Consider the following 24,095-nt stretch of genomic DNA (forward strand, 5'->3'; position numbering starts at 1 on the left):
CTGAAACGAAGCCTTATTGCAGTTCGCCAAAGGTTCACTGCTGGCACCGCTCAAGCAAGGGTTCGCTTGTTTTGATTACAACTGATTACCCCCCCCTATGATTATGAATCTCCCCGAAACGATAAACTTACTTCAAGGCACCGATTCAACTTTCGACTTTTCCACTGGTAACACTCTGCCTCTGGTAGCCCGCCCTTGGGCTTTGCATCACTGGACACTCCAGACGGCAGAGGCACCCTGGCTTTTCAATGCCCGTCATCGCCGTTTGCGAGGCCTCCGGCTGACGCATCAGCCCAGCCCTTGGATGTTCGATTACGCCAGCCTGACCCTGCTGCCGTTTACTGGCCCGGCGCTGGAAACTCCAGAGCTACAGGCTTCTGCCTATTCACTGGAGGACTCGGTCCTGAATCCTCACTACCTTCGGGTCAAATTGATGCGCTACGGCATTACGATGGAAATGTCGCCGACCGAGCGTGGGGCGATTCTTGTCATGCACTTCCGCCCAGATGAAACCCCGCGACTGAGCTTTTATTTTGACGGCGAACATGAGCTGAGGCAAATCGCTCCGGAGTCAGTCGGTGGACGTTCGTTGAACCGGAATAGCGATTTGCCCGAAGACTATGGCCTGTCGTTTATCGGTCGTTTCTCCGCGCCGGTGGAATCCGTCACGCGGATGCCTTTGGGGGGGTATGTAGAGTTCGCTCGAGGAACCACCCGTGTGGAGCTTCGTTTGGCTGGCTCATTGATCAGCGACGCGATCGCTGCGGAGACCTTCCGACGAGAACTCGATAATCGCTCCCTGGAAATGATCCGTGAGGAGGGAGCGCAGGTTTGGACAAAGTTTCTGGGGCGCTTTGAAATTGAAGCCGACAGCCCAGAGCAGTGCCGCTTATTTTACTCCTGCTTGTACCGCTGCCTGCTCTTTCCCCGCTTTCTGGACGAGATCGGAGAAAACGGGAAAATTTGCCACCGTAGCCCCTATGATGGAGAGGTTCACTCGGGGAGTCTCTGCGCGGACTGCGGTTTCTGGGACGTCTATAGGACGCAGCTTCCGCTGCTGACCTGGGCCTATCCGGATATAACCCGCCGCATGATGGATGCCTGGCTGAACGCCTGCCGTCAGTCTGGATGGTCACCGAAATGGCCCAGTCCGGGGCCGCGGCATTGTATGATCGGGACGCATTTTGACATCTATGTGGCAGATGTGATTAGTCAGGGGTTGATCGATTGGGATGTAGAAGCCGCTTTCACCTACCTATGGAAAGATGCGACTGAACTCTCGGATAATCCCTGTTTTGGTCGCGAAGGTCTGCAGGAGTATCTCAAGCTGGGCTTCGTGGCGGCGGACAAAACGGTGTATTCATTATCCAGCACATTGGATTACGCCTATGACGATTTCTGTGTGGCGCAAGTGGCACGCTTCCTCGGTAAGGAAAAGGAGGCGGCGCAGCTATTTGAGCGAGCGGGTAATTATCGCCATGTCTTCGATTCGAAAACCGGATTTATGCGCCCGCGCCTTGCCGACGGTTCCTGGGTCGAGCCGTTTCGCGAATTTGGGTGGGGCGGGCCTTATGTCGAGGGCGGACCCTGGCAACATGCCTTTAATGTGCCACACGATCCTGAAGGCTTAGCAGCCCTGTATGGTGGGCCCGCCGCTCTATGTGGAAAACTGGATACGATGTTGACGATGGAGCCACGCTATGAGGCTGGCCACTATGGCTTTGAAATCCATGAGGCCACGGAGATGGCTCTGGCTGGTTTCGGTCAATACGCCCACTCCAATCAGCCTGTGCATGCCTATCTTTTCCTTTATGCGTTGATGGGGGATACGGCCAAAACCAGCCATTGGGTACATCGCGTTTGCCGTGAGTTATACAGCATCGATGACTTCCCGGGTGATGAGGATAACGGGGAAATGGCGGCATGGTATATTTGGGCCAGCTTAGGTTTGTATCCGCAATGCCCGGGGAAGCCCGGCTTCGTCCACTTCGAGCCCTTGCTCCGGCGCGTAACAGTTCGTGTTCCGGAGCGCGATGAGGTCGTGATCGTCCGTGAGGGATAAGTTATTCACTGATTGCTTTAATCCGGATCGGACTAACTCTTTCTAACTGAAAAACGAAACACTTGTTTCCAAGTTCAATTGTTAGAAAGTCACTGGGCTTATCATGTATCGATCAAGCTGCCAGAATGTGTAAATGCAAAGGCGCTTCTCTCTTGGTGTCCTTGCATTACTTACCAGCCCAGCACTCAAGAACGGCCTTTAGACCCGGCTTGGGCGTTGGGATGGATTAACCCCAAATACATTGATATATGAATAAATGCATAACGCTTGTTGTCCGGAACCTGTTGGTCCTGTTAATTTTCACTGGAGTTTGCTCCCTATCGGCAGCTACTACCTACGTTCATCCTGGAGATGATTTAGGTGCGATACTCAACAGTGCGAATCCTGGGGATACCGTTATGGTCTATCCCGGCGAGTATGGTCGCGTGGTTCTGGCCGATAAGAACGGAACGGAAACGGACCCCATTATCATTCGTTCTATGGGCGGAGCCACGATCAAGAGCTACGAACCCTATGAGAACGCCCTCTGGCTGAAAAACTGCGACTACATTGTCTTCGATGTCTTCACTTTTACTGGTGGCATGCGAGGCGCAATTGTCGTCGACTGCGATCACATCATTTTCAAGAACTGCACATTCACGGGGGTTGGCCAAGAAGGCATCCATATTCTCAGTTCACATTATGTGGATGTTCGCGGCGGTAAGATTTATAATACCGGGTTGTTGAATCCTCAGTGGGGAGAAGGCGTTTATGCGGGTTCCGGTTCAGCCTACGATTTGTGTAGTCATATCTGGGTCGAGGGCGTCGAAATCTACAATACTGGTAACGGAGAGGCCGTCGATTATAAGCCTGGCGTTAGTCATTCTACGATCCGTGGTTGTGTGATTCATGACATTGCCCCGGGCACTTCGACTCAATCCAACGAGGGCGCTATTGTGGTGAATGGCTACGATACTTCTGTTTATGTGCTGCCGGCTCCGCAATATATCTGGATCGAGAATAACCTAGTCTATAACATCTCTGGTGGGTTGACGGGTAAAAATCGAGGCATCGTATTTTTTGGTAGCGGCGTCTATGTAAAGTCGAACATCGTGCATGACTGTGACGACGAAGGTATCCTGGGTTCCAATTGGAACAATGCGGGCTTTACGAACTGGTCTTATGCCAACTGGTGCTATGATAACGATCCCAACTCGAACTATCAGTATGGCAATGTCGTCAACCTTACCGATCCCGGGCTAAACTCACAGACCAGGCAGGTTTGGTTCCCGTAAACTTGCCTTTGACGGCTGGATGAAACAGGCTGGCAAACGAACGACGCCGAGGGAATATCTCCTCGGCGTCTTTTCGTTTCAGTAAATCCAAACTAACAGTCGTTGTTTATCTCACCTCACTACCAGTATCTTTGGAGCGGTAACAGATATTTCCTTTGCAGGAGAGAATCTGATTGGGCTGTTACCATCAGAATCAATCAGACACAACTTAGTGCGTAACCGGTGTGATTTTCAGAGAAATGGTGGCTGCCGTCGCAGGTTCGTTGAGGTCGATACCTAAGCGGCGGACTTTGCCTTCGCGGGATTCATCTTTCAGCCAGCCGTTGGTTACGGTGTAGGCGGCGCTGCTTTCGATGTGGACTCGTACGGTTTGCCCCTTGTTGCTGACTTCCCATACGTCTGGAGAGATTTCCTTGGCCTCGCCGTAGGTCAGGAGGGCGGTACCAAAGCTTTGAGGGCTGTCGAAGTCGACTGTATCGGTCACAGTGATTTTACCCGCGCCAGTGCGGTCGAAGTCGAAGCTCCGGATCAGGCTCTTCACTACTGGTAAGCTGTAAGCTTGTGCGATGTCCAAGACGATGTGGTCGCCCGCTTCATCAAAGTCTGTCTCGAGCACCATTGCCTTGTATTCGGAGCCGTGCTTTTGCCACTGGCCGGCGACTAATGGCACGGGGTGCCCGTAGGAAGCTTTTACATGGTGCTGGTAGGCGTTTGGACCCATTGAGGCGGCGTTGTAAACTGGCACACCTGGGTCGACTAATACGGGCACACCTCCGAGTTCAACCACGAAACTTCCGATGTCATTGTGGCCGTGGCTGACGCCATTGTGGCCTCCCTTGAAGGAGAAGCTGAGGCCGTCCACGCCCTCGGGCAGGCGACCGACGTAGATTTGGCTGAGATCAAACCAATCGTGCAGGCGATGTCCATTCAACATGCTGGAGTCGGCTTTGATTAGGGGAGGCTCATTGTCATCAAAGGCAAGGTTGACTCCGTAGCTGTAGAGGAAGGCGCTATAGGTTGGGTCTGGTGCCCAGACTCGCTCGGTGCCTGCCTCCAAGCCGAAGCGCTTGTCAATGATGTGGTTCAGCCATCCGCTGGACGGCTCAGTGAGCATAGCGTCGCCATAGGCAGGGAAGAGCCCTTGGTCCATTTCGAAGCGGTAGGGAAAGAGTATGATCAGGCGACAGTTTTCCGGGGTATAGAGATCGACTAGGCCGTTGGTCGATTGATACGCCGTTTCAGCCAGCAGGATGTAGTGCCCGAAGCCATATTTCCAATATCCCATACCTTCGAGTGAGTAGCCGTCGGGAGGGAAACTATTGATGTAGCGCTTCACTCCAAGCTCGGCCCCAGCGATGACTTCGGCACGTTCGTGTGGGTCGTCTAAGAAAACGATGGCGCTACCGACCAGTCCGCCGTGGACGACGGCATTCCAGTTGTTCGGATCGAGGCTCCACCATTCCGGCTTGGCTTCACCGCGGACAGTCGCGAGATACTTCGAGAGCGCGCGGCTCTTGACCTCCTTTTTAATAAGCTCCCGTGTCTGGGGATTGAGGCGGTTGCCTAAGATATCATAGACGGTGGCAAGGTTCCAGGCGGTCATGGCTGTGCCTAAGTCGTTGCGATCACCTGAAAACGGAACATGGGCAGAGAGGATCCAACTGGGTTCGCTACAAATCGCTTTGATTTCGCTGTTAATCGCAGGCAAAAAGCGCCCCTGGTTTTCCATGGCCTCGGCTAGGACAAGGATGACCAAACGATATCGGCGGTGACTGGTCACATTGTCGATTTGGCGGTCACCACTCTTAACCGAAGCCTGATAAGCTTCGAGGCTGAGTTCGGGGGGGGGCTGTAGATAAAAGCGCTCGGCCTGTGTCATGATGCGTTTGGCGAGTTGCGGATCGTCGCTTTTCAGCGTTTCCCAGAGAGCCCGGTCGTCAATCGACGGTGCCACGCCATCTGGTATGGCGGGCAGGCTGGCGGCGATGGCATCGACACGAGCCGGATCGGGAATCAATGCGTGGTGGAGCTTGGGCTTCGCAGATGGATCAACCGGTGTGATCGAGAAATCATCAAAATCTGCTTTTACCTTATGCTTGCTGTATCCGTGGACGGCTACGGTCATAGCAGTGGCTCCGGTCGGTGGGTGGAAATCGAGTGTGTGTTTGCTCCAGTCGGAGGGTTTGGGGGGCAACTGTAGGGACAGGTCGCCGCCAGCGGGTTTGATAACCCGGCCATCGTCGCCGTAGAATTGCACCCAAACGCCGATGCCGCTAGTGTCGAGTATTCGCGCCCAAAAGCTAAGGCGGTAATCTTGGTTTGGCTGAATCGTTACGCGCGGGCTTTGCAGCCAAGAACCCGCAGTGCCCTGCTGAGTAACCCGAAGGCCGATCTCACCGCTGTGGGCGGCCTCGGGCAGGGGCTGGCTTAGCCCGAGGCTTTTATCTTCAGGGCTGGCATACCAGCCTGTTAAATTGTCTTCAAAGCCTGCATTGGAAAAATCAAGGGTGGCTTGAGCGACGTTGAGTTGGCCCAGCGTGCAGAGAAAAGCAACGCTGAGGAATCGGGGGAATATAGGTTTCATAGAAAACAAATTGCACAATGAATGAGTGCGGGAGAAAAGAGTGCGGCCTATTTGTTCAGGGCGCGTTTGGCCTGCATTTGGTTGATGTGATCCTGCTGCGCCTTGGCCACTGCAGGCCAGAGCTTGGAACCATCCAACGAATGGCTGCTGGTCGTGGCGTGGACCATAGTCTTTGGAGCCGTCAATTGATTGTAGGCGGCATAAACTCCGGTCGGCGGACAGGTGGTGTCGATGAAGCCGACCCAGAAGTAGCCTTCGGCCTGAATCCGTGGCGCGAAATTAACCATGTCGAAATATCGGGAAGTTTCTAGCACTTGAGTGTCCGGCTGGCCGTTGAGGATGGGCACGACTTTTGGCCAACCCGCCACACGTCCGGCTACCATGCCGGTATGGTCGCACATTGCCGTGACCATCGCCGTGTAGAACGATACGCGCGGATCAAATGCAGCGCCCATCATGGACTGGGCACCTCCTTGGCTGCCGCCTTCAATCATAAGGATATCGCCATCCCACTCGGGCTGCTCACAGAGGAAGTCGAGGGCTCTCTGAACCCGTAGGAACATATTGAGAAAGTAGTAAGTCTCGCGAGATTCTCGGCCATCGATGCGGTAGTTTTTCAACTCTCCACCGTTGAGGTCGGCATAGTAGGATGATGGTTGACCGTTTGGAATGCCGTGAGCGTTGATGGCTAGGGAGATCACTCCGCGCTGGGCCCAGCGTGCGGAGGCGAGTAAGTCCGTGCTGCGGACTCCGGCACCATCTACGCAGAGACGCGCGGGACATTCGCCCGGTTTTGCTCCAATGGGGCGGGAGTAATAGCCGCGCACGGGCTTGCCAATGCAGTCGATCTCGATGTCGAAGCACTCGATGCCTGGCCTGTCTGGCGGTGCAGGGACGGGCGTCAGTTTAACCTTGAGAGGCACTTTGTCCAAGCGGGCGAGTTGATCATTCCAGAATTCGTCAAAGTCGTCTGGGCAGGCCATACTCGGCTGAATCCCTTCTGGGTCGATGGCCGCTCCGGCGGTGGCTTCCAGACGCTTGCCGTCAACTTGCGTCACGGCCTTGCATTGGAGAAATCCTGGCTCGTTTAGTGTACCGATGGCTGTGGCTCGCCCGTCCTTCAGCTTCACTGTTCCGTTGTGTATGGGAGGCACGCCGTCTTTGGTTATCGTCCAGTCGACCGATTCATCGCCAGAAGGTTTGCCGTCTTGTAGCAGGGAAATTTGAAAAGTCACTGTTTCGCCCGTGGCGTAGACGGCATCAGCACGGTCGGTGACGATGTTTAATTTCGTTTCGGCTTGTGCATTCAATACCAGAAAGCTTGAGATGAGTAGGGTGGGACAAAGGAGTTTCAACATGTAGACAGGGAATAAGGGTTGATGAGTAGATGAAAACTTACTCTTGTCCTAAGCTAGCTTTCACGAGCCAAAGGCCGCAAGTAGTCGGCTATTCTATCAATTGAAATTCAAATATAATGAGCTTCCAGCGCACCATCGTAGTTGATGATCGGGAAGGCCGTCAGCTATAAGGATTTCGGATGGTGCGCCCCTCCACCCAATCGCTCTCGACTAGAAAATGAAAACGATGCTCTGGGATGCCACGCTCGTTGCGATGAAGCATATCGACGACAACATCTACGGCTTTGCGGCCAATAAGAAAATCGTTCTGAAAAATCCCCGCCACGCCCTTGTCGCGATCGGTCAGACTCAGAGAGGCCAGACCACAGGCATCTTCGGAAATACCCGCTTTTTCAAGAAAGACGGGCAGGGTGTCGAAGTGATAAATGATGGCGTCCGGCTTATGCTTGTCGAACCACTGCCGGATGCGCTTAGGCTCCTCGTTGATGGTTGTTTCCTCCAGAATGTGGGGCGGCAGGCATTGCTCTCTGGACAGGTTTTGCTGCTCGGCGAGGAAACCAGCCAGAAAGTTCTGGTCGGTGCGTTCGTCGGTCTCACGTGATGTGATAAAGCCCAGTCGCCGATAGCCCCGCGAGAGCAGGAGACGCATCGACAACCGTGTGGAGTGGTACTGTGCGTTGGTGACCAAATGCAGGAGCGGCCAACTCAGAGTAAAGCCAAAGCAGACGGAAGAAAAATCGCTCCAATCAAATTCGAGATGAAAGCGACTGTGCGTTTGAGGAGGAATGAGCAGGCCACGTATGTTACGCGCCTTCAAGACGCCATGTAGGCGCTGGCCACCGAGATCGGGAAAATACAAAGGTTCCAGCTTATAGCCCAGTTCTTCACAGCGATCTTTTGCTCCGCGAAAGTATTCGGGAAAGGCGATTTTATCGGTATTTTCGCTGCTTACGGGATTTATCCACGCTAGCGTGCCTTGGTGATGGGACCGCTTGCTCTGGTTTCGATGTACGGTGATGGCCGACAACATCGGATCGGGCCGATAGCCCATCTTTTCGGCAATTGCACGGATGCGCTTACGGGTCGATTCGGCGAGCCGTTGGTCATCCTTAAGCGCCATGGAAACTGTTGTGACATGAACACCCGCCTCACGTGCAATATCTTTTTGCCGAACATACCCTTTAAGCGCCATGACTAGCTTTATTAGTTGTAGTGCGGGCTTTTTTCAAGGGAATTGCCGTGTTAGATTAAAACTTTCTAATGTTAGAAGGAGGTGGAGTCTTTGTGTTTCGGCAAGGAAACTCTGAAGGGCACAACCATCCATTTTCAAAAAGAAGCACCCATGGCGCGAGACAGCTCTCTGGCATTAGGAAGGCGGGCCAGCCGTTATATATCGATTATCTGCTTCTTGGAAAAGACGTCAGACAAGGTCTTTAGTTTGCCGTGCCGCAGACGATTTTCAAGGATTCGATTTCCCAAGGACCTGGGCTTTTTCCATTGCCGAATATAAGCGTGTTATAGGTCAGAACGGTATCCGTGGCGTCCGAGGTTTTAAAGAGGTCGGTATCCACCATTCCTGAGGCTTCGATGCCGCTGGTGGTGCGGGTAACGCGAAAGGTGACAGTGTGCGCTTCGGTTCCGAAGGTGCCTGTCCGTTCGAAACTTCCCATTGATTTAACTGCGTTGGCGGGGCCGCCTAAGACTGCATTATACTGTGTAATGGCCTTGTTTCCCAAGTCCTTGCCCAAGCCGATACTGCCGTTGCTCCATTTCGGACCGGAGGCACCGGGATTGAATGAAATGAAATAGCCCGTTGCCGTATCCCCGACTGAATTGACGTCGGGGTTGTAGAAGCTTGCTGTAGCAATATCGCCTTTGATGTCGTACAGGCCAAGACGCACGCCTGAGTTGCTATCATAGGGTCCATCCGGAAAACGTATTGTCAGCGAGACTTCAATGTAATCTCCGGGCATCGTCAGGCTGGCCTCGGGAAATTCTACATACGCCTGAGAGTAGTCTTGTGCGGAGAAGGACAGACTACCGCTGCCTGCGCCAAAAAGGTTTTGTTGGACGAGCTCCTTGTAGGTGCTGCCAGACGATTCCGCCTGTTGCTCGGCTCCATATCCCACGATCTTGATTTGGTCGAAGGAGTCATTGATCAAAGTCTTTTCGGCGGCGTTCAAACTTGTCGCCAACAGGATAACGGTGAGGGTTTTGGTGAAGTATTTCATCTTTGTTAAATGGGGTGGTAAAAAATAAAGATACGGATTCAATCGCAATGAACGGCCTAAAGGTTTCAGTCATTTTGTCGTTGGTTGGACAGTATCACGTCGCCTCCTCCGGGCACGGCATCGTATAGAACGCAACCATCCATTTTTTCGAGATACAGCGGGTGTCCGTCCTGCCAGACATACACGTCTTGCCAGAATTCTGGTAGGCCGGTCATGAGCGTCAACGGCTCATGGTACAAGTTAGTGTCCTCGTCACAGATCAGGGATAATCTGATCTGGTCGGAGTGCGAATCCAGCAGCACGACTCGAGCACTTTCACGTTCAGTCTTGTAGCAATGCCAAGTTAGGGGATCGGTGAGCCAGAGCTGGTCTCGGCGCTCTTCTACGTAATCCAGCAAAGAAAGAAAATCATTCAGAGAAACACTATGCCAGTCGCCCGCGACTCCGTGGAAGACCAATGGCTTCGCTTCGTTATCTTGCAGTAGCTTTCCGATAAATGCTTCCATTTCCTCCAAGCCATTCATGGTGAATGGAGGGCCTTGAAACGGAGGACGCTCGATCATCAGGTGACGCTTTAATATTCGATTGATTTGGGGCTCGGAAATACCCCATTGCTCGTCCGGGACACCTGGTCGCCCCCAACTGCGCAATCTGTTTTTCGGCAACGTAGGATAGATCCGGTCCAATTCATTGTTGGCCAGAGCAATCTCTCTTTCAAACTCCTTCTCCGTCATGCCGCCGATATGGCTGTAGGTATGATTTGCTAGCACAATACCGGGTGCGCTCGCTGCGCTATCCCATTCCTTCTGTCTGCTGCGATAAGGGCCATTTCCTGGGTTTATGTAGAAGGTGCCAGTGATCCTTCGATGCGTTAGCGCAGGGATGGTATAGTCTAGGTGGGTTGGTGCGCTATCGTCGAAGCATAGCATCAGAACGGCTTGTTTCCCGTGTTTCCATTTTAGCACGATCGTATCACCCTGTGTAAGCTTCGGCGGAGATTTCACAGGCAAGAACTGGTCCTTCGCCTGAAGCTGTGAGCAATCTTTCATTGTCGGATATTTTCGTGATCTTTTCTTACATAGACCAATGCAACCAGAATTCTGTGGATAGAACTATAGAGCTGCGTGGAATTTAGCTAAAGATCGTTGCGATGGAGTTGTGCTGAGATTTGATGGTGTATGTCAGTGCTACGCTCAGACGTGCTATGAAACTTTCTCTAGTTTTTATTTAAGGAGAATGTCGTTGCCTCAAACAGTTGAGACTGTTTGAGGCAACAAGTCCGTGGCCAACAGCTACATCGGTTGGCATCGATTTAACTGAATAGAACTAGTTTACGTCGTCGAATATACCTTGCTGCCTGCGCTATTTGCCGAGGGTTACCGAATGCGCCGACGGATTACAACAACGCACAGGCTTGCTAGTCCGGCCAGTATGGCGACAGTACTTGGTTCGGGGATCGAGACATTGGTTTCAATCGTTAGGTTGCCCATATCCCAGGCACCGCTGGAAGAACCCGTTCCAAAGAAAAACGTATCGTAAGTGTAATATGCCCCTGACGTATCGTTGTTTGAAATAAACTCGCCAACAATGCTATTGGAGATGGTCACACCTGACTCGGTTCGGGTAACGGTGAAGTTTGCCGTTTGAGTCTCTGTTCCAAAAGTGGTCGCGGACGCATGACTGCCGACGGTAGTCGTGCCACTCCCCCCTGTCACGGCAATCCATGCACTCGTTTGATTTCCGAGGTCTTTGTTAATATTTGAAGAGCCTTGAGACCATGCGGCACCTGTTCCACCAGGGTTCATCGAGAGATAGTAGCCGGTGGCTGTGTCAAAATCGGGGCTGGCCGTAACATTACTGCCCATCGCGGTGTCAATACTGTTCAGGATTGTATAAAGACCATAGCGCAAACCGCTATTAGTATCAGTAGGACCTGCCGGATAGTTAATATCAAAGCTCAAACTAATGTAATCGCCCGTTTCGGCGAGTGTGATTTGCTGAAAGGACATATATCCGACGATATTATTCGCACCGCTTATGGATAATGCGCCACTGTCATCCACTGTATTCGAGTAGAGGTTGCTGCCAGAGACCTGTTGGTAGGTATAGCCGGATGAGGACGCCGTTTGAGTCGCTCCCGATCCATTGACCGTGACGTTCGCAAAGTTGTCGTTGACTAATGTTGTTCCCATTAGGGGCGCTGTCAGCAATGCGGTTGCAGAGAGATATTGTAGGATTGGTAACTTGGACATAGTGCTATTTTGTTTGGGGTGAAGTTATCTTTTTGGTAATCTTTTCGCTGATTGGTTCTTTTGCAACCGTGTCGATTTTCTAACAATAGAAGTCCTCGTGGCTGACTTCGGATTTAACCCATATCAAATCATTAACTACTTCATGCGGTATGGGTTTAGCTTTTTCAGGGCAACTCATCGGGCACCATTGGGGCCACATAATTTTTTGGACCACCGTGCCGCTTAAATTGAATATAAACATAGATGCCAAGCAGGAATCCACTGAGTGCCAGGGCACTTCCGAGCGCAAAGACCAAGTGATAGCTATCGTCCGAAACATCAATGACCATACCGGTTAATGGTGCGATTGCCATTGTGGCCGGGGCCGCAAAGATCGCCGCAGCTGATCCGAACTGGGCAAATTTATTCCGTGGAAATAGCCGCATGGTCAACGATGCCGAGCTAGTGAAATAGCAGCCGGACAGAACGCCATGAGCCACCCAGGCGGTGAGAAACATATCGGGCGTTTTCGCATAGATCATCCCCCAAGCCGAGACGAGAAAGTATCCCAACAGTGCCACCATGGAGACCCGGAGCGGATGCAATATATCCGAAATCCAACCAAGAAAGTAAGACAAGCAGAGCGAGATTAAGTAAGTCAATGCGAGGAATTTGCCATAGGTGCCCATATCGATATTCAAACTGCGCGCATAGGGGAGGGCGTAGATATTTACCGGATAGAACGACAGAAGCGAAAGCATCAGCATTAGAAAGATCGATAGGTAGTACCGATTGGTGAAGCTTTCCCGGAAATATTGGCGTATATCGCGCCACCAGGATTTCAAACCACCCACGGCGGACTCATCTTTCGGAGGTGGGGCGGGATACTCGCCTTCTTTCACCTTGAAGCAAACGATCATAAAGGAGACCCCATAAAACAAGCCGACGATTAAGAGGATGAGGGTGAAATAGTCCGGTACCATGCCCATGATCCAATAATTAAAGATCATTCCATCAATCAGGCTGATCGCTCGGAAGAGACCGTAAAACCGTCCAAGCAATGTCGATGGGACTACATCATTAATCAAACCGCCAAAAACCGATTGTCCTGCAATGGTGGCAAATTCAAAGGCAGCCCAAAAGAACCCAAAACAAACTAGGGCAACGAGTTGCTCGTTTTGTTCGGGCATGAATCCATGGACCCATTTTGCGACCAACGGAGTCGCGGCTAGCCCGAGCATCCCCATTGCCGCTAGTGGTGTTGTGATGAGCAAATACGGTATGCGGCGCCCCCACCTGCCACGGTGGCGATCGGACCGGACACTGATGATTGGCCCTAAAATTAAACCAACCAGCGCTGGAAATGAACTGATTAATAGTCCGAAAATCAGATTCGAAACATTCAGGTGGTCGAGGTACCATTGTGCCATTGGCGCAACGGAGCGGTCTCGCATCGACCAGGAGAAGTCACCCAGAAGTAACCAGAAAAACAGGACAACGATGCCTCCTGTTGTGTAGGAAAGTGTGCCGACGCGCCAACGCACTTTTTTTGTGGTTTGCTCTGATTCGGTGGTGGAGGGATTCATTCGTTGAAAGGGGTTGCATCTAGACTGGATAGAAAAGTGCGTGAGGGGGGGGGGACTCCAGCTTTTGGGGAATGCACGTGAAGTTTCTTTTCGACGTCAGCTAGGCTGGAAATGTGTTTTGCATGATTGTAAGAATCAGAACCTCGGCGCGAACGAATTTACTTTCCCCATAATTCTATCAATATAATTACGAGAAGGTTGTAGTTCGAAATCGGTTGAGTTATACTTCCTGTTTAGGATCCCGTAGGCGCATTCTAATGTTAGAAATTCGCGGGTTTTGATTTATCCATCCTGATCTTCAAATGTGAAGACAAGTCCAGTAACTGCCCGAAACCATTCTTGGAGAATCGGAGAGCAATCGGGCCCAAAGGGCTAAATCTGGCCGAATCTACTCTTCTGTCGTCACTATGAAAAAACCAAAGGCCATTTACCTAATTGAAGCCGAGTCTTTCAATAAAATCTATGGCGCGGATGAGCGCGATGCCATCGCTAAGCTGGCGAATATCCATCCGGATCCTGTCGACCTTGCTCATTGTCCTGACGTCGATCTCAGCGATGTGGAAATCGTTTTTTCCGGTTGGGGTGCACCCAAATTCGATAAAGTCTTGTTGGACCGATTGCCAAAATTACGTGCCATTTTCTACGCAGCAGGCACGGTGAAAAACATCGTGTCCGAGGAGCTGTGGAGCCGGAAGATTCTGTTGACCAGCTCTTATGTTGCAAACGGTCGACCGGTGGCCGAATATACCTTTGCCCAAATTATACTCTCACTCAAACGAACCTGGCAGTATGTTTTCAGGCTGAAAGAGAATAAGGCTTGGGAGCGGGATCTTGATGTTTCCGGCTGCTATTACGGGGCCAAGGTTGGTATCGTTTCTCTTGGAGCGATCGGACGTATGGTCTGTGAGCGTCTCAAAACGCTCGATCTTGAGGCATATGCTTACGATCCATTTGTGAGTGACGAGGACATGCTCCAAGTTGGGGCGCACAAAGCAGCACTCGATGAGCTTTTTGCAACTTGCGACGTAGTGAGCCTGCATGCGCCTTTGCTCGAAAATACCTCTGGGATGATTGGGCTGTCGCATTTTCAATCCATGAAATTCGGTGCGACTTTCATTAATACCTCACGCGGAGCTGTTGTGGACGAACCTGCCATGATCGAAGTGCTGACGGCGCGTCCGGATCTGACAGCAATCCTCGATGTCGTGGAGCCCGAACCCCCAGTTGCGGACTCTCCATTATACTCTTTGCCTAATGTTTTCCTGACGCCACACATCGCTGGATCGATGGGTAACGAGTGCCGCCGTATGGGGCGCTTGGCTATGGAGGAGTGTCGCCGTTTTCTGAAAGGAGAAGCCGTGCTGCATGCGATCACAAAGGAGAACATACACAAATTGGCTTAAGCTTCTCGGTAATTAATTCAGTCAAATTTTATGCAGATCGATATTTCTCAACAAGGGTGCATCGGAGATGGCATGACTCTTAACACTCGTGCGTTGCAGTCGGCTGCAGACCAGTTAAGAGAATGTGGTGGAACGCTATATGTGCCCGCAGGAAAATTTCTTACTGGCGTTATCCGGCTATACAGTAATATCACGTTGCATCTCGCCGCTGGGGCCAGCCTTGTCTCCAGTGCGCAACTTGCCGACCATGTGGTGGGTGAATGCATTGCCGGGCTACTCTATGCCTTTGATGCCGAAAATATCACCATTCGAGGAGAGGGCTTGATTGATGGTAACGCAATCGCTTTCTTTCAGGAGAATGTGGCCCATGCCAATTGTGGCGCGGACATCGACACTGCTTCTACGTGGCAGGGGCAGCACGGACTTCACTACGGTAGCGATAGCACGGAACATGGTCCACTGCGTAGCTTGGGCCGACCAGGAAACCTCATCGTATTTGCGCGCTGCAAAAACGTGATTATGGAGGAAATTTCGATTACTGGCGCGACCTATTGGACGATTCATGCGGCCGATTGCCAGACAATACGATTTGATCGCCTGAAAATAGACAACGATCCGCGTCACCCCAACAATGATGGCATCCATTTGACCACCTGTCGCGATGCGTACATCACTCATTGTAAAATCCATACTGGAGACGATGCCATCGCTCTCACAGGTTTTAATCACCCAGCTGGAGAGCGTGAAATTGCGCTGGGCTTGAGTGGACTCAATGGCGAGTGCCGTGACATACTCATTGCCAACTGTGAATTATCGAGTCGTTCCAGCGCGATTCGCATAGGCTTTGGCGTGAACCCTACGCGTCATGTTCATATCAGGGATTGCAGCATAAAGGACTCTCAGCGTGGGCTTCTCGTACATGCCCCGCAAGCCGATGTCTCCAATATCACTATGGAGCGTTGTGATATCGAAACCCAGCTCTTTCATGGGGCCTGGTGGGGGTGTGGTGAGCCGGTTAGTCTCGTCTCAGTTCGGTTTCCAAACACCCCAAAATCTTATGGCATTAAAGACGTAAGTCTGTCCAAGCTCCGTATTCGCTCGCCGGTCGGCATAGTTGCCTATTCAGAATGCCCAAATGATATCGAAAAGATTGATTTAAATCAAGTTGAGCTGACGCTGGTGGACGACCCCCTAGACCTAATCAAAGGAGGCAACGCCGATTTGAGACCCGCCGCCGACAGGCATATCGCCGTCGTTTCCATTGGGTGGGAGCCGACGCATTTCATCAATATTGAGGCGACCCTTTTGGATTGCACATTTGGCAACGAAAAATCTCTCATTTCGCCCCATCACCAGTGACTCTAGGCCGTTGAACGCGCATATCTCAGGGCCAAGAACTCAGGTTATGGCAATGAGATATGATAAAACGGGTATCTCGATTCCGCTTACTCGGTCAGACTTTCTAGGTGCCCTCTAAAAGCGTCTACACTACTGGGTGAGGATTGAATTTTTTGTTTCAAGGCTCATGAGAATTGACTGGCTACGTTAGTGCAGTTGACAAGTTTTTGGTAATCGAAGGTTTGCTGTTTAGGTGGGTAGTTTTGAGACGATTCGATTTGGTTGTGCTGAACGACCATGTTTTGCACGCACCGTGCAAAGATTAGATCCTTATGGAAGGTAAAGAAGCAGTTGTTCTCGATCCGAATGTTTTCATGGTATGCTTGATTTGAATGATTCTCTGGCCTGATCTCTGGATCAATAGCGATAATTCCAGTGCCCCAAATGCCATAGCCGCAATCCTGGAATTGATTGTTCTGGATGCATACATCTTTGACCGATCCAGATTCATACCAGCTATTGGCATCTCCTGCGATTTTAATGGCTGAACCAGCAGAGTGGAAATAATTGTTGGTGATCCTTATTTTGCCCGGTGTGGTGGCGAGAATGCCGCGGGCGCGGTTGGAACTGAATTGACAGTACTCGATATTAACATCAGGTGTATTATGAAGTGACTCAAGGCAGTCGCCTGGTTGGGTGCCCTCCGGTAATGGCTTGTTGAGTTCTACAAGCCAGTGATAGCGATTTATCATCGTAACACTTTTGATGTCTAGAAATCCTTTGGGCAAAAGTGAATGGTTGCAGATGACTTGTGCTTCTTCGTTGGCATCAACGACCTGAATGCCAGCCTGCTCGTGATGTGCGTTCTCTATTAGTATTTCGGTCGGGCTAATGATTCGCTTAATGGGGCTGTATATGCCGTGTACATTAACACCGTCATCCATCATGTTTCGAAACTGGCATTTGCGGATGCTTATTTTGCCACGGCAATTCACGAAATGCGTGGCATCGGCAAAGGTTGAAACGATTCGGTTGTGTCTCGGTGGTGGCTCGACGACGCAGTCTACCAAGTGAATGTCTGTTGAGCGTTGAGCGATGATGCCCATGGCTCCAGCGTGGTGGATGACGATCGATTCCAGAGTTGTTTTTTCACAGTTGTTTAAACAAATTCCAAATAGGTCCCGGTGATCATGGGTGATCGCAAGAATGTTGCCCACATGAGGCTTTGGAGTGGGATATTCGATATTCAACTTGAGCAGCCCATCAGGCGTTTCACTGAAAGAGTGGGCGGGTACCCGGTAGCAGTCTCTCGCCATGAACGCTGGTTCGCGGCGTTTGGCATCAAATTCGAGGGTGTGGACATAGGCATCACGCCGGTGGTAGGGCCCGCCGTAGCTGCCTTGCAGATAGTTGGGCCCATCGAACCAGATCCGACCATTCTGAAAGAAGTAGGAGTCTTCTGGGGGCAGCCGAATAGAGATGGATTGGTCGGTGCATTCAATGATTTCCCCCTGGCTAAACGTTGTGCGCTCGTAATCGATGGTAATGTTTCTTATGGTTACTTGTTGGCAGGCGTCTAAGTGGAATGGGCAGATGCGACCATGGAAAATGAATCGAGAGCCACTGCCATCGATGATTGCGTTTCGTATTCCGGTCAGAGGAAAGGCAATGCGCTTTAAACCTTCGCTGTTGTTGGAAACAAAGCAGAATTTTTCCTCCGCTTCGTCAGCGTAGAAATGGTATTCGTCACGAGGAAATATAAGACGATTAGTCTCTCCAAGTCGCAAGGCGTTTAATGCAAGTCGCAGAGCGGGCGTGCAGTCAGCCAGTGTTGGTTTCAGATGGTAGTGCAGGAAATTCTCGGGGTTCGTTAGATTCATATGCATGGAATTATCACGAAATTTATAGCTATTCCATCTTTATGCTTGAAGCAACATTATTACTATAATAGCAAAATATAAAGATATCACATTGATATTTGATCCTCTTGCCGGTTTTGCCCCCCCCCCCCCTAAACTCGGCTAGCCGCGTAAGCGGTTTAATTACCTCAACTCTATCCCCATTATGAAGCGCTTTTTTTTCGTCTCGTTAGCTCTGTTTGCCTATGCTGCGTTGTTGGCTGGCACCGTTCATGTTTCAACCTTTCATGCCTATCCCGATGATGGGATCGACGACACAGCGGGCATCAACCAAGCCATCGCCTACGGCGACAATAACATCGTTTTATTTGATGCGGGCGTCTATGATTTGATCACGCCAGTCGATGAGGATCGTTTTATACAAATCAGCAATCAAAGCGGTATTGTTCTCCAAGGAGCGACTACTGTGCAGGGGAAGCCGAACACAACACTCAAGCGGCATCTTAGCGTTGAATCAATGGCGAGCCCGCCACGTGCATTATATGTTTTCCAGGGAACTGGAATTACGGTGAAGAACTTCACCATCGATAATACTCCACACTTGTGCACGTCTGGAGAAGTGACACAAAAATTTTCACATGGCGACGGAACGCAGGGTGTGCAGGTCACGGTCTTTCCCGGGTTACCAGTCGAACCCGATATGCCCTGTTATGCTGCGAATGCTTGGGATTCGGTTACTCTCGATTTGAAGGAGGTTGAGAGCCTTACATATACCAATTCGCCAGGTAGTTGGAGTATTGTCGATTCGGCGAATCGGATTGTGGAACTAAGCTGCGCGGATGGTCTTGATTTTTATGAAAACATCGATTCCGGCGATTATATATCTTGGCACTATGGCTGGAATGGTCTGTCACAGATGGAGATTGCAAAGACGACGGGTGTCATTCTGGAGAACCTGGAAATCCGCAATGCAGTGAATATCGCAATTTTAATTGGATCGTCAGCGGATGTTTCTTTGACCAATATTGCGATGGCTGCGAATGGAAATCAATTATCTGTTGGGCCACGGGATGGCATCCACCTTTCACGGTGTTTGGGAACAATCGTTGCATCGGGATTGGATATTAATCGAGTTCGTTGGGATGGGCTTGTTGTAAGGACGCCCTATGCTGAGGTGCATTCGCTAACCAGTCCAAATCGGTTTAATATGGCAGTTGAAATAAAAACGTTTTCTCAAGTGATTCCTACAGGTAGCACGCTGACATTTATTGATTCGAGTGGAGAATTAGTGGAGCGGACCGTTAGCACAGCAACCCCATACCAGATGCTGGACGATAAAAGCTACTATGATGTTACCCTTACGTCAGATCTCCCAATATTTGCTCAACAGATAGGAACTCATATTAAGATAGGAGCTTTGGCTCCCACATCAGTTAGCATAAGTAATAGTAATTTCGAAAATATTGCAGGAGCATCAATGATTCTGCTAGCAGATGACATTACGGTAGAAAATACTACACATCGAAAAATAATGTTCGAGGCAATTCACATGGGAGGTCATACCGAAGAAGGGGTTGCTGGTGCGAATATTCAGATTCGTGAATCGACTTTTGAAAATTGCAGCTGGATTAATAAATGGGGTCAGCCGGCGGGGACGATTATTCTCTATAATGGGCATGCTGAAGTAAGTGAGGCTAAACTTCGAAATGCGGTGATTTCAGATAATTGGTTTAAGGATCAGTTATATGAGACTACAATTCCAGCAATCAATGTTGCAGATGTTGCTGGCATTACCATTTCAGGAAACACTTTTGAGAATGTCTACAAGGGCATGCGCTTCGATACCGAGTCCACTTCTGGGTACAATATCACGAGTAACACGGTCATCATTGATAACAGCAATAATGACATGACTTATTCAGAGCTTTCGGGCACATTTGGTTATAGCGGGCTTACGGGATATGGTGGATCAAGTACACGCTACGCCTGGTGGTCTGGCGCACTTGCTGAGTGGAAGTTTGTCGCGCCGAAATCTTCTGATTATGATGTGTATGTATATGTAGTTGAGCACACTAGCTCGGACCCCAGTGCGCTAATCAGCATTGAGAGCGATGATCCCACTTCCCAGCATGTGATTGATTACACAACGGGTGTAAGTGGTTGGCAGTATATGGGCAAGTATCCCTACACTGGGCAATTGTTGTATGGCATTACGAATCAGGGGCAGGGGGGGGGGTATTTGCGTGCGGACGCGGTAATGCTTATTCAAGACAATTAGGGCTTGCATCAATGGAATTAAATTTCAATAATAGCAAAATAATGAAAGTGATCACTATCCCTCGTCGTGGTTTCACTCTAGTCGAATTGCTCGCTGTTATCGCTATTGTGGGTATTTTGGCGGCCATTTTGATACCGATCGTTGGAGCGGTTCGAAAGAGTGCCAATAACACTCAGTGCCTGAGTAATTTGCGTCAACATGGCTCAGCAGTGAGGCTATATGCGAATGATCATAACAATAAGCTTCCTACTCTAAACTTTAATTACGTGTCAGATTTATGGCCTTACTTGGTAAATTCAAAGACCGAGGCACCGACATTCAGTGGTCCGAGTTTCCCAGATGGATTACGGGGCACATGCTTTGAGTGTCCGCTGATGGACAATGACGTAGATGCAGCCAGTGAGCGTAGCTACGGAGTTAATTCATTTATTCGACTATATTACCTGAAGGGAGGAGAGGACAATCAGAACTATTCTGACTCTTCGCTCTTACTAATTCAGCAGCCGGAAAACACCGTGATATTCGCCGATACTCATAGTCGAAGCAATCTCTCAAATGACCGATGGGAGCAGATATCCCAACGCCACGATGGACACGTAAATGTTGTATTCGTCGATGGTCATGTCGATTCGGTTGCAGGTGACGATGAGCGGGCCACGACCTACAATACTGTTTTTTGGCGAGGCAAAGATCTCTAAGTGATAGCTAGGACGGAAGGCTATTTTTCCCGGAACTTCAATTTAATCATTCACCGTTTATTACCTCAAAAATCAAAACTAATCCCAATGAAAAAACACATATTCATCCAAGGCAGTGCAATTGCCTTTCTTTTTTCTGCTGCAATTTCACAGGCCGCCGTTTTGGCAGATTATAACTTTGAAAATGCAACAGCTGGTGCCTCGCTTGGTGGTCCGGTTGGCACGGCACGCACAACGGACGGCGTTGGCGCGGGTTTTCCTTTCAGCAATAACACTGTAGTTAGTGATTATACCGTTTCGACGCTTACGCATACTGGACCAGGTGACATGAACGCTATTGGCGCAAATGTTCGTAGCGATACGCTCGCCCTGTCGACTTCCGGTGGCTTCAGCGGGAATTTCATGGAAATTTCACCACACCGTTTAACGAATACTGCTGCAGGTGACAAGGACCCGGCGACCTATGGAGGTGACTACTTCACCTTTATCATTCAAGCTGAGGCTGGGTATGCGCTGAGTTTAAACTCCTTTTCGTATGACAAGGGTGCGGCTGATGGTGCTGGCGGAAGTGGCACTATTTCATTCCAAAGCCAGGCATGGTACTCATTGGACAGCGGCATCACTTGGACGAAGTTGCAGGAAGATCAAAATTTGGCTCATATCACCAACGACTCCTTCAGCTCAACGAATTCCTTCATCGACCTTACAGGGATTTCCGAGCTGCAAAACATCGGTGACGTCACCATCGCTTTGGCACTGGGTGATAACAGCGGACGCAGTGCCTACTCTGCCTCTTCAACCAACCCGGCGGCATTCTATTTGGACAACATTCAATTGGCAGGAGATGTTGCAGTTATACCTGAACCTGCGACCTATGCTTTTGCATTTGGTGTGCTGAGTTTGGCCACTTTCGCATGGCGTCGTAGGCTCAAGTCGTAGTCTCAGGGCATTGCTTTCATATAGAGCGTTCGGTATTTTCCGAACGCTTTTTTTATGTAGGAATCTATAAAATTTGATTTTATAAATTGCTAATTTAGCAATATATAGCCATATTGACTGTCTATTCGATCAAAGCCCCTATAGAAATTATATGAAACTATCCCTTTTGGACTGGTGCATCGTTGGTGGATTTCTCGCCTTTCTGATTGGCATGGCCTACATGGCGCAGCGGTACACGCGAAGCGTATCTGACTTTCTGGCCGCCAACCGATCAGCGGGCCGTTATCTGCTCACGTTGGCCGATGGTATGGCAGGATTAGGAGCAATTGCGGTCATTGCGAATTTCGAAAAATTCTATCAGGCTGGTTTTGCTGCTAGCTGGTGGGGGCTCATGATGGCTCCGTTGGGTATGGTTGCAGCGCTTTCTGGCTGGGTCGCGTATCGTTATCGTGAGACTCGGGCCATGACAATGGCTCAATTTTTTGAGATGCGATACAGTCGACGATTTAGAATCTATGCTGGCATATTGGCTTGGGTTAGTGGGGTGTTGAACTATGGCGTGTTCCCAGGCATTACGGCGCTATTTCTTATTCATTTCTGCGGCCTTCCCGAGTCTTTCGTATTGCTGGGCGTTACATTCAGCACTTTGCCGTTTATCATGGCAGTCATGCTGAGCATTGCTGCCTGCTTTACACTATTTGGCGGTATGATCGCCGTGATGATTACTGACTTCTTTCAGGGGCAATTCGTGAACATTGTGTTTCTGCTCATCATGGGGTTGCTCCTGTGGAACATTAGTTGGAGTGACATCATCTCGACTTTGGAGACCGCGCCAAAGGGAAAGAGTCTGCTAAACCCATTTGACCAAGGTGAAATTAAAGATTTCAACTTCTGGTTCTTCGCAATCTTTGGATTCAAAATATTCTACAATCGTCTCGGTTGGCAGGGATCCCAGGGCTATTTTTGTGCTGCGAAGTCCCCCCATGAGCAGAAGATGGCTGGCGTATTGGCCGAATGGCGTAGTGGCGTGACTTATCTGATGTTCCTGATTATGCCCATCTGCGCTTACGTAGTGTTGCATCATGATGGTTACTCGGCAATTGCCGATGAGGCTCAGGCGGCAATTCATCAGATTGACGATCTTCAGACACAAAAGCAGATGCTTACGCCCATGGTGATGAGCCAACTTTTTCCCGTTGGCTTAATTGGATTATTCGCTGCTGCCATGATTGCCGCGGCGATTTCTACTGACGATACGCAATTGCATTCTTGGGGCAGTATTTTCATACAAGATGTCGTCTTGCCTTTTCGTAATAAGCCGTTCACACCAAAGCAACAATTGCTGTTGTTGCGATTATCAGTGGTAGGCGTTGCGTTATTCGCATTTTTCTGGAGTTGGTTTTTCCCACTAAGGGATTATCTTTTTATGTACATGCTGCTTACTGGAACCATCTATTTAGGAGGTTCTGGGGCAGTTATCATCGGCGGCTTGTATTGGCGGCGAGCGACAACTCAAGGCGCTTGGATATCGATGACAGTGGGGTTGATTATTGGCGCGGCCGGGATAACTCTGCAAGCAGTTTGGACTTCTGTGCCAGCATTTGTTGAGCTTACGCCTGAGTTTCCGCTTAATGGAGCATGGCTTGCAATGATTGCCTATGTTTGCTCAATTATTTGTTTCGTGGGAGTTTCATTGTTAACCTGCAAACAGCCCTTTAACTTGGAGAAAATGCTTCATCGCGGAGAGTATGCTTTATCGGATTCGAGAGTTGCAGGAGACAACTATAAGGGCGGTGGGCTAGTCGGCCGGCTTATCGGATTTACGGAAGAATTCACACGTGGGGATCGCATTATTTACCGCCTGAAGGTGTCTTGGACCATGTTCTGGTTCATCTGTTTCATTGTTGGGACGGTGATCGGGCTGACGGTAGGGATTTCTAATCGAGTCTGGGGACATTGGTGGCTGTTTACTGTAATTCTTGGCGGCGTGGTAGGTGCAATTACAGTTGTTTGGTTTTTGATCGGGGGCACGAAAGATCTTTTTGAGTTATTCCGCATTCTCAAACAGGCGAAACGTAAATCTGCTGACGATGGTTCGGTGCACGAATTTGATGAGCACCGCAATGACCACGACGTTGCGCCATGACTGCCGCTTATCATCTAAATTTTAAAACTGAAAAGGAGTGAAATGAGAACCATGAGATTAATACAGTATTCCATTTACCTAAGCTTGTTGGCTTTGGTGCCATTAATA

At 50.1% G+C, this 24,095-nt stretch carries 16 protein-coding genes and 1 pseudogene; 9 read left to right on the forward strand and 8 right to left on the reverse strand.

The genetic code is table 11. The annotated features are described in order from the left end of the window. Positions 1 to 103: 103 nt before the first annotated feature. Positions 104 to 2,062 (forward strand): GH92 family glycosyl hydrolase, encoded by a 1,959-nt coding sequence (locus IE065_RS10340; protein WP_189514709.1) that lies wholly within the window; start codon positions 104 to 106, stop codon positions 2,060 to 2,062. A 248-nt stretch (positions 2,063 to 2,310) separates the two neighbouring features. Further along, the gene (locus IE065_RS10345; RefSeq protein ID WP_189514711.1) at positions 2,311 to 3,336 is read left to right on the forward strand and encodes a right-handed parallel beta-helix repeat-containing protein; all 1,026 of its coding nucleotides are present in this window, start codon (positions 2,311 to 2,313) and stop codon (positions 3,334 to 3,336) included. A gap of 208 nt (positions 3,337 to 3,544) precedes the next feature. Here the strand turns inward: IE065_RS10345 and IE065_RS10350 are convergent, their stop codons facing one another. From IE065_RS10350 to IE065_RS10380, 7 genes are all read right to left on the reverse strand, one after another. Further along, the gene (locus IE065_RS10350) at positions 3,545 to 5,920 is read right to left on the reverse strand and encodes a carbohydrate binding domain-containing protein (protein WP_189514713.1); all 2,376 of its coding nucleotides are present in this window, start codon (positions 5,918 to 5,920) and stop codon (positions 3,545 to 3,547) included. Positions 5,921 to 5,967: 47 nt separating this feature from the next. Further along, positions 5,968 to 7,278, reverse strand: coding sequence for an acetylxylan esterase (locus IE065_RS10355; protein ID WP_189514715.1), 1,311 nt, complete (start codon positions 7,276 to 7,278; stop codon positions 5,968 to 5,970). A 160-nt stretch (positions 7,279 to 7,438) separates the two neighbouring features. Continuing rightward, positions 7,439 to 8,470 (reverse strand): LacI family DNA-binding transcriptional regulator, encoded by a 1,032-nt coding sequence (locus IE065_RS10360; RefSeq protein ID WP_189514717.1) that lies wholly within the window; start codon positions 8,468 to 8,470, stop codon positions 7,439 to 7,441. Between the two features lie 241 nt (positions 8,471 to 8,711). Further along, positions 8,712 to 9,509 (reverse strand): hypothetical protein, encoded by a 798-nt coding sequence (locus IE065_RS10365; RefSeq protein ID WP_189514719.1) that lies wholly within the window; start codon positions 9,507 to 9,509, stop codon positions 8,712 to 8,714. A gap of 65 nt (positions 9,510 to 9,574) precedes the next feature. Beyond that, complete coding sequence (locus IE065_RS10370; protein WP_189514721.1) at positions 9,575 to 10,558, reverse strand: polysaccharide deacetylase family protein; 984 nt, start codon at positions 10,556 to 10,558, stop codon at positions 9,575 to 9,577. 327 nt (positions 10,559 to 10,885) lie between these two features. After that, complete coding sequence (locus IE065_RS10375; RefSeq protein WP_189514724.1) at positions 10,886 to 11,761, reverse strand: PEP-CTERM sorting domain-containing protein; 876 nt, start codon at positions 11,759 to 11,761, stop codon at positions 10,886 to 10,888. A 164-nt stretch (positions 11,762 to 11,925) separates the two neighbouring features. Then, complete coding sequence (locus tag IE065_RS10380; RefSeq protein ID WP_189514726.1) at positions 11,926 to 13,326, reverse strand: MFS transporter; 1,401 nt, start codon at positions 13,324 to 13,326, stop codon at positions 11,926 to 11,928. Between the two features lie 407 nt (positions 13,327 to 13,733). Between IE065_RS10380 and IE065_RS10385 the strand changes: the two genes are divergently transcribed. Together IE065_RS10385 and IE065_RS10390 are read left to right on the forward strand one after the other, a co-directional pair. After that, a complete protein-coding gene (locus tag IE065_RS10385) occupies positions 13,734 to 14,729 on the forward strand; it encodes a hydroxyacid dehydrogenase (RefSeq protein ID WP_189514728.1) in 996 nt (331 codons plus the stop codon). A gap of 30 nt (positions 14,730 to 14,759) precedes the next feature. Next, positions 14,760 to 16,088 carry a glycoside hydrolase family 28 protein gene (locus tag IE065_RS10390; RefSeq protein WP_189514730.1) on the forward strand — a complete coding sequence of 443 codons (1,329 nt, stop codon included), beginning with the start codon at positions 14,760 to 14,762 and terminating at the stop codon, positions 16,086 to 16,088. A 164-nt stretch (positions 16,089 to 16,252) separates the two neighbouring features. Here the strand turns inward: IE065_RS10390 and IE065_RS10395 are convergent, their stop codons facing one another. Then, positions 16,253 to 17,947, reverse strand: a complete 1,695-nt coding sequence (locus IE065_RS10395) for an alpha-1,3-galactosidase-related protein (RefSeq protein ID WP_189514732.1) — start codon at positions 17,945 to 17,947, stop codon at positions 16,253 to 16,255. Between the two features lie 184 nt (positions 17,948 to 18,131). Here IE065_RS10395 and IE065_RS10400 point away from each other — a divergent pair, with 184 nt between their 5' ends. From IE065_RS10400 to IE065_RS10415, 5 genes and pseudogenes are all read left to right on the forward strand, one after another. Further along, the gene (locus IE065_RS10400; protein ID WP_189514733.1) at positions 18,132 to 20,204 is read left to right on the forward strand and encodes a right-handed parallel beta-helix repeat-containing protein; all 2,073 of its coding nucleotides are present in this window, start codon (positions 18,132 to 18,134) and stop codon (positions 20,202 to 20,204) included. A 41-nt stretch (positions 20,205 to 20,245) separates the two neighbouring features. Then, positions 20,246 to 20,305 (forward strand): annotated as a pseudogene (locus IE065_RS18300) (prepilin-type N-terminal cleavage/methylation domain-containing protein); the annotation flags it as partial. 165 nt (positions 20,306 to 20,470) lie between these two features. Further along, positions 20,471 to 20,902: a hypothetical protein gene (locus tag IE065_RS18020; protein ID WP_229792093.1), complete on the forward strand. Its 432-nt coding sequence runs from the start codon at positions 20,471 to 20,473 to the stop codon at positions 20,900 to 20,902. Between the two features lie 87 nt (positions 20,903 to 20,989). Beyond that, a complete protein-coding gene (locus IE065_RS10410; RefSeq protein WP_189514737.1) occupies positions 20,990 to 21,841 on the forward strand; it encodes a PEP-CTERM sorting domain-containing protein in 852 nt (283 codons plus the stop codon). 211 nt (positions 21,842 to 22,052) lie between these two features. Next, positions 22,053 to 23,987 carry a sodium:solute symporter family protein gene (locus IE065_RS10415; RefSeq protein WP_343218636.1) on the forward strand — a complete coding sequence of 645 codons (1,935 nt, stop codon included), beginning with the start codon at positions 22,053 to 22,055 and terminating at the stop codon, positions 23,985 to 23,987. The last annotated feature ends 108 nt before the right edge of the window (positions 23,988 to 24,095 follow it).

This window comes from Cerasicoccus arenae (assembly GCF_014651635.1).
In the GTDB taxonomy this organism is placed as follows: Bacteria; Verrucomicrobiota; Verrucomicrobiia; order Opitutales; family Cerasicoccaceae; genus Cerasicoccus; species Cerasicoccus arenae.

Bases quoted from the DNA above. Each gene is read 5' to 3' on its own strand.
- IE065_RS10400 (WP_189514733.1), top strand. From the start codon at position 18,132: ATGAAGCGCTTTTTTTTCGTCTCGTTAGCTCTGTTTGCCTATGCTGCG.
- IE065_RS10360 (WP_189514717.1), bottom strand. From the start codon at position 8,470: ATGGCGCTTAAAGGGTATGTTCGGCAAAAAGATATTGCACGTGAGGCG.
- IE065_RS10415 (WP_343218636.1), top strand. From the start codon at position 22,053: ATGGCCTACATGGCGCAGCGGTACACGCGAAGCGTATCTGACTTTCTG.
- IE065_RS10370 (WP_189514721.1), bottom strand. From the start codon at position 10,558: ATGAAAGATTGCTCACAGCTTCAGGCGAAGGACCAGTTCTTGCCTGTG.
- IE065_RS10345 (WP_189514711.1), top strand. From the start codon at position 2,311: ATGAATAAATGCATAACGCTTGTTGTCCGGAACCTGTTGGTCCTGTTA.
- IE065_RS10385 (WP_189514728.1), top strand. From the start codon at position 13,734: ATGAAAAAACCAAAGGCCATTTACCTAATTGAAGCCGAGTCTTTCAAT.
- IE065_RS10355 (WP_189514715.1), bottom strand. From the start codon at position 7,278: ATGTTGAAACTCCTTTGTCCCACCCTACTCATCTCAAGCTTTCTGGTA.
- IE065_RS10395 (WP_189514732.1), bottom strand. From the start codon at position 17,947: ATGAATCTAACGAACCCCGAGAATTTCCTGCACTACCATCTGAAACCA.
- IE065_RS10380 (WP_189514726.1), bottom strand. From the start codon at position 13,326: ATGAATCCCTCCACCACCGAATCAGAGCAAACCACAAAAAAAGTGCGT.
- IE065_RS10350 (WP_189514713.1), bottom strand. From the start codon at position 5,920: ATGAAACCTATATTCCCCCGATTCCTCAGCGTTGCTTTTCTCTGCACG.
- IE065_RS10390 (WP_189514730.1), top strand. From the start codon at position 14,760: ATGCAGATCGATATTTCTCAACAAGGGTGCATCGGAGATGGCATGACT.
- IE065_RS10365 (WP_189514719.1), bottom strand. From the start codon at position 9,509: ATGAAATACTTCACCAAAACCCTCACCGTTATCCTGTTGGCGACAAGT.
- IE065_RS10375 (WP_189514724.1), bottom strand. From the start codon at position 11,761: ATGTCCAAGTTACCAATCCTACAATATCTCTCTGCAACCGCATTGCTG.
- IE065_RS10410 (WP_189514737.1), top strand. From the start codon at position 20,990: ATGAAAAAACACATATTCATCCAAGGCAGTGCAATTGCCTTTCTTTTT.
- IE065_RS10340 (WP_189514709.1), top strand. From the start codon at position 104: ATGAATCTCCCCGAAACGATAAACTTACTTCAAGGCACCGATTCAACT.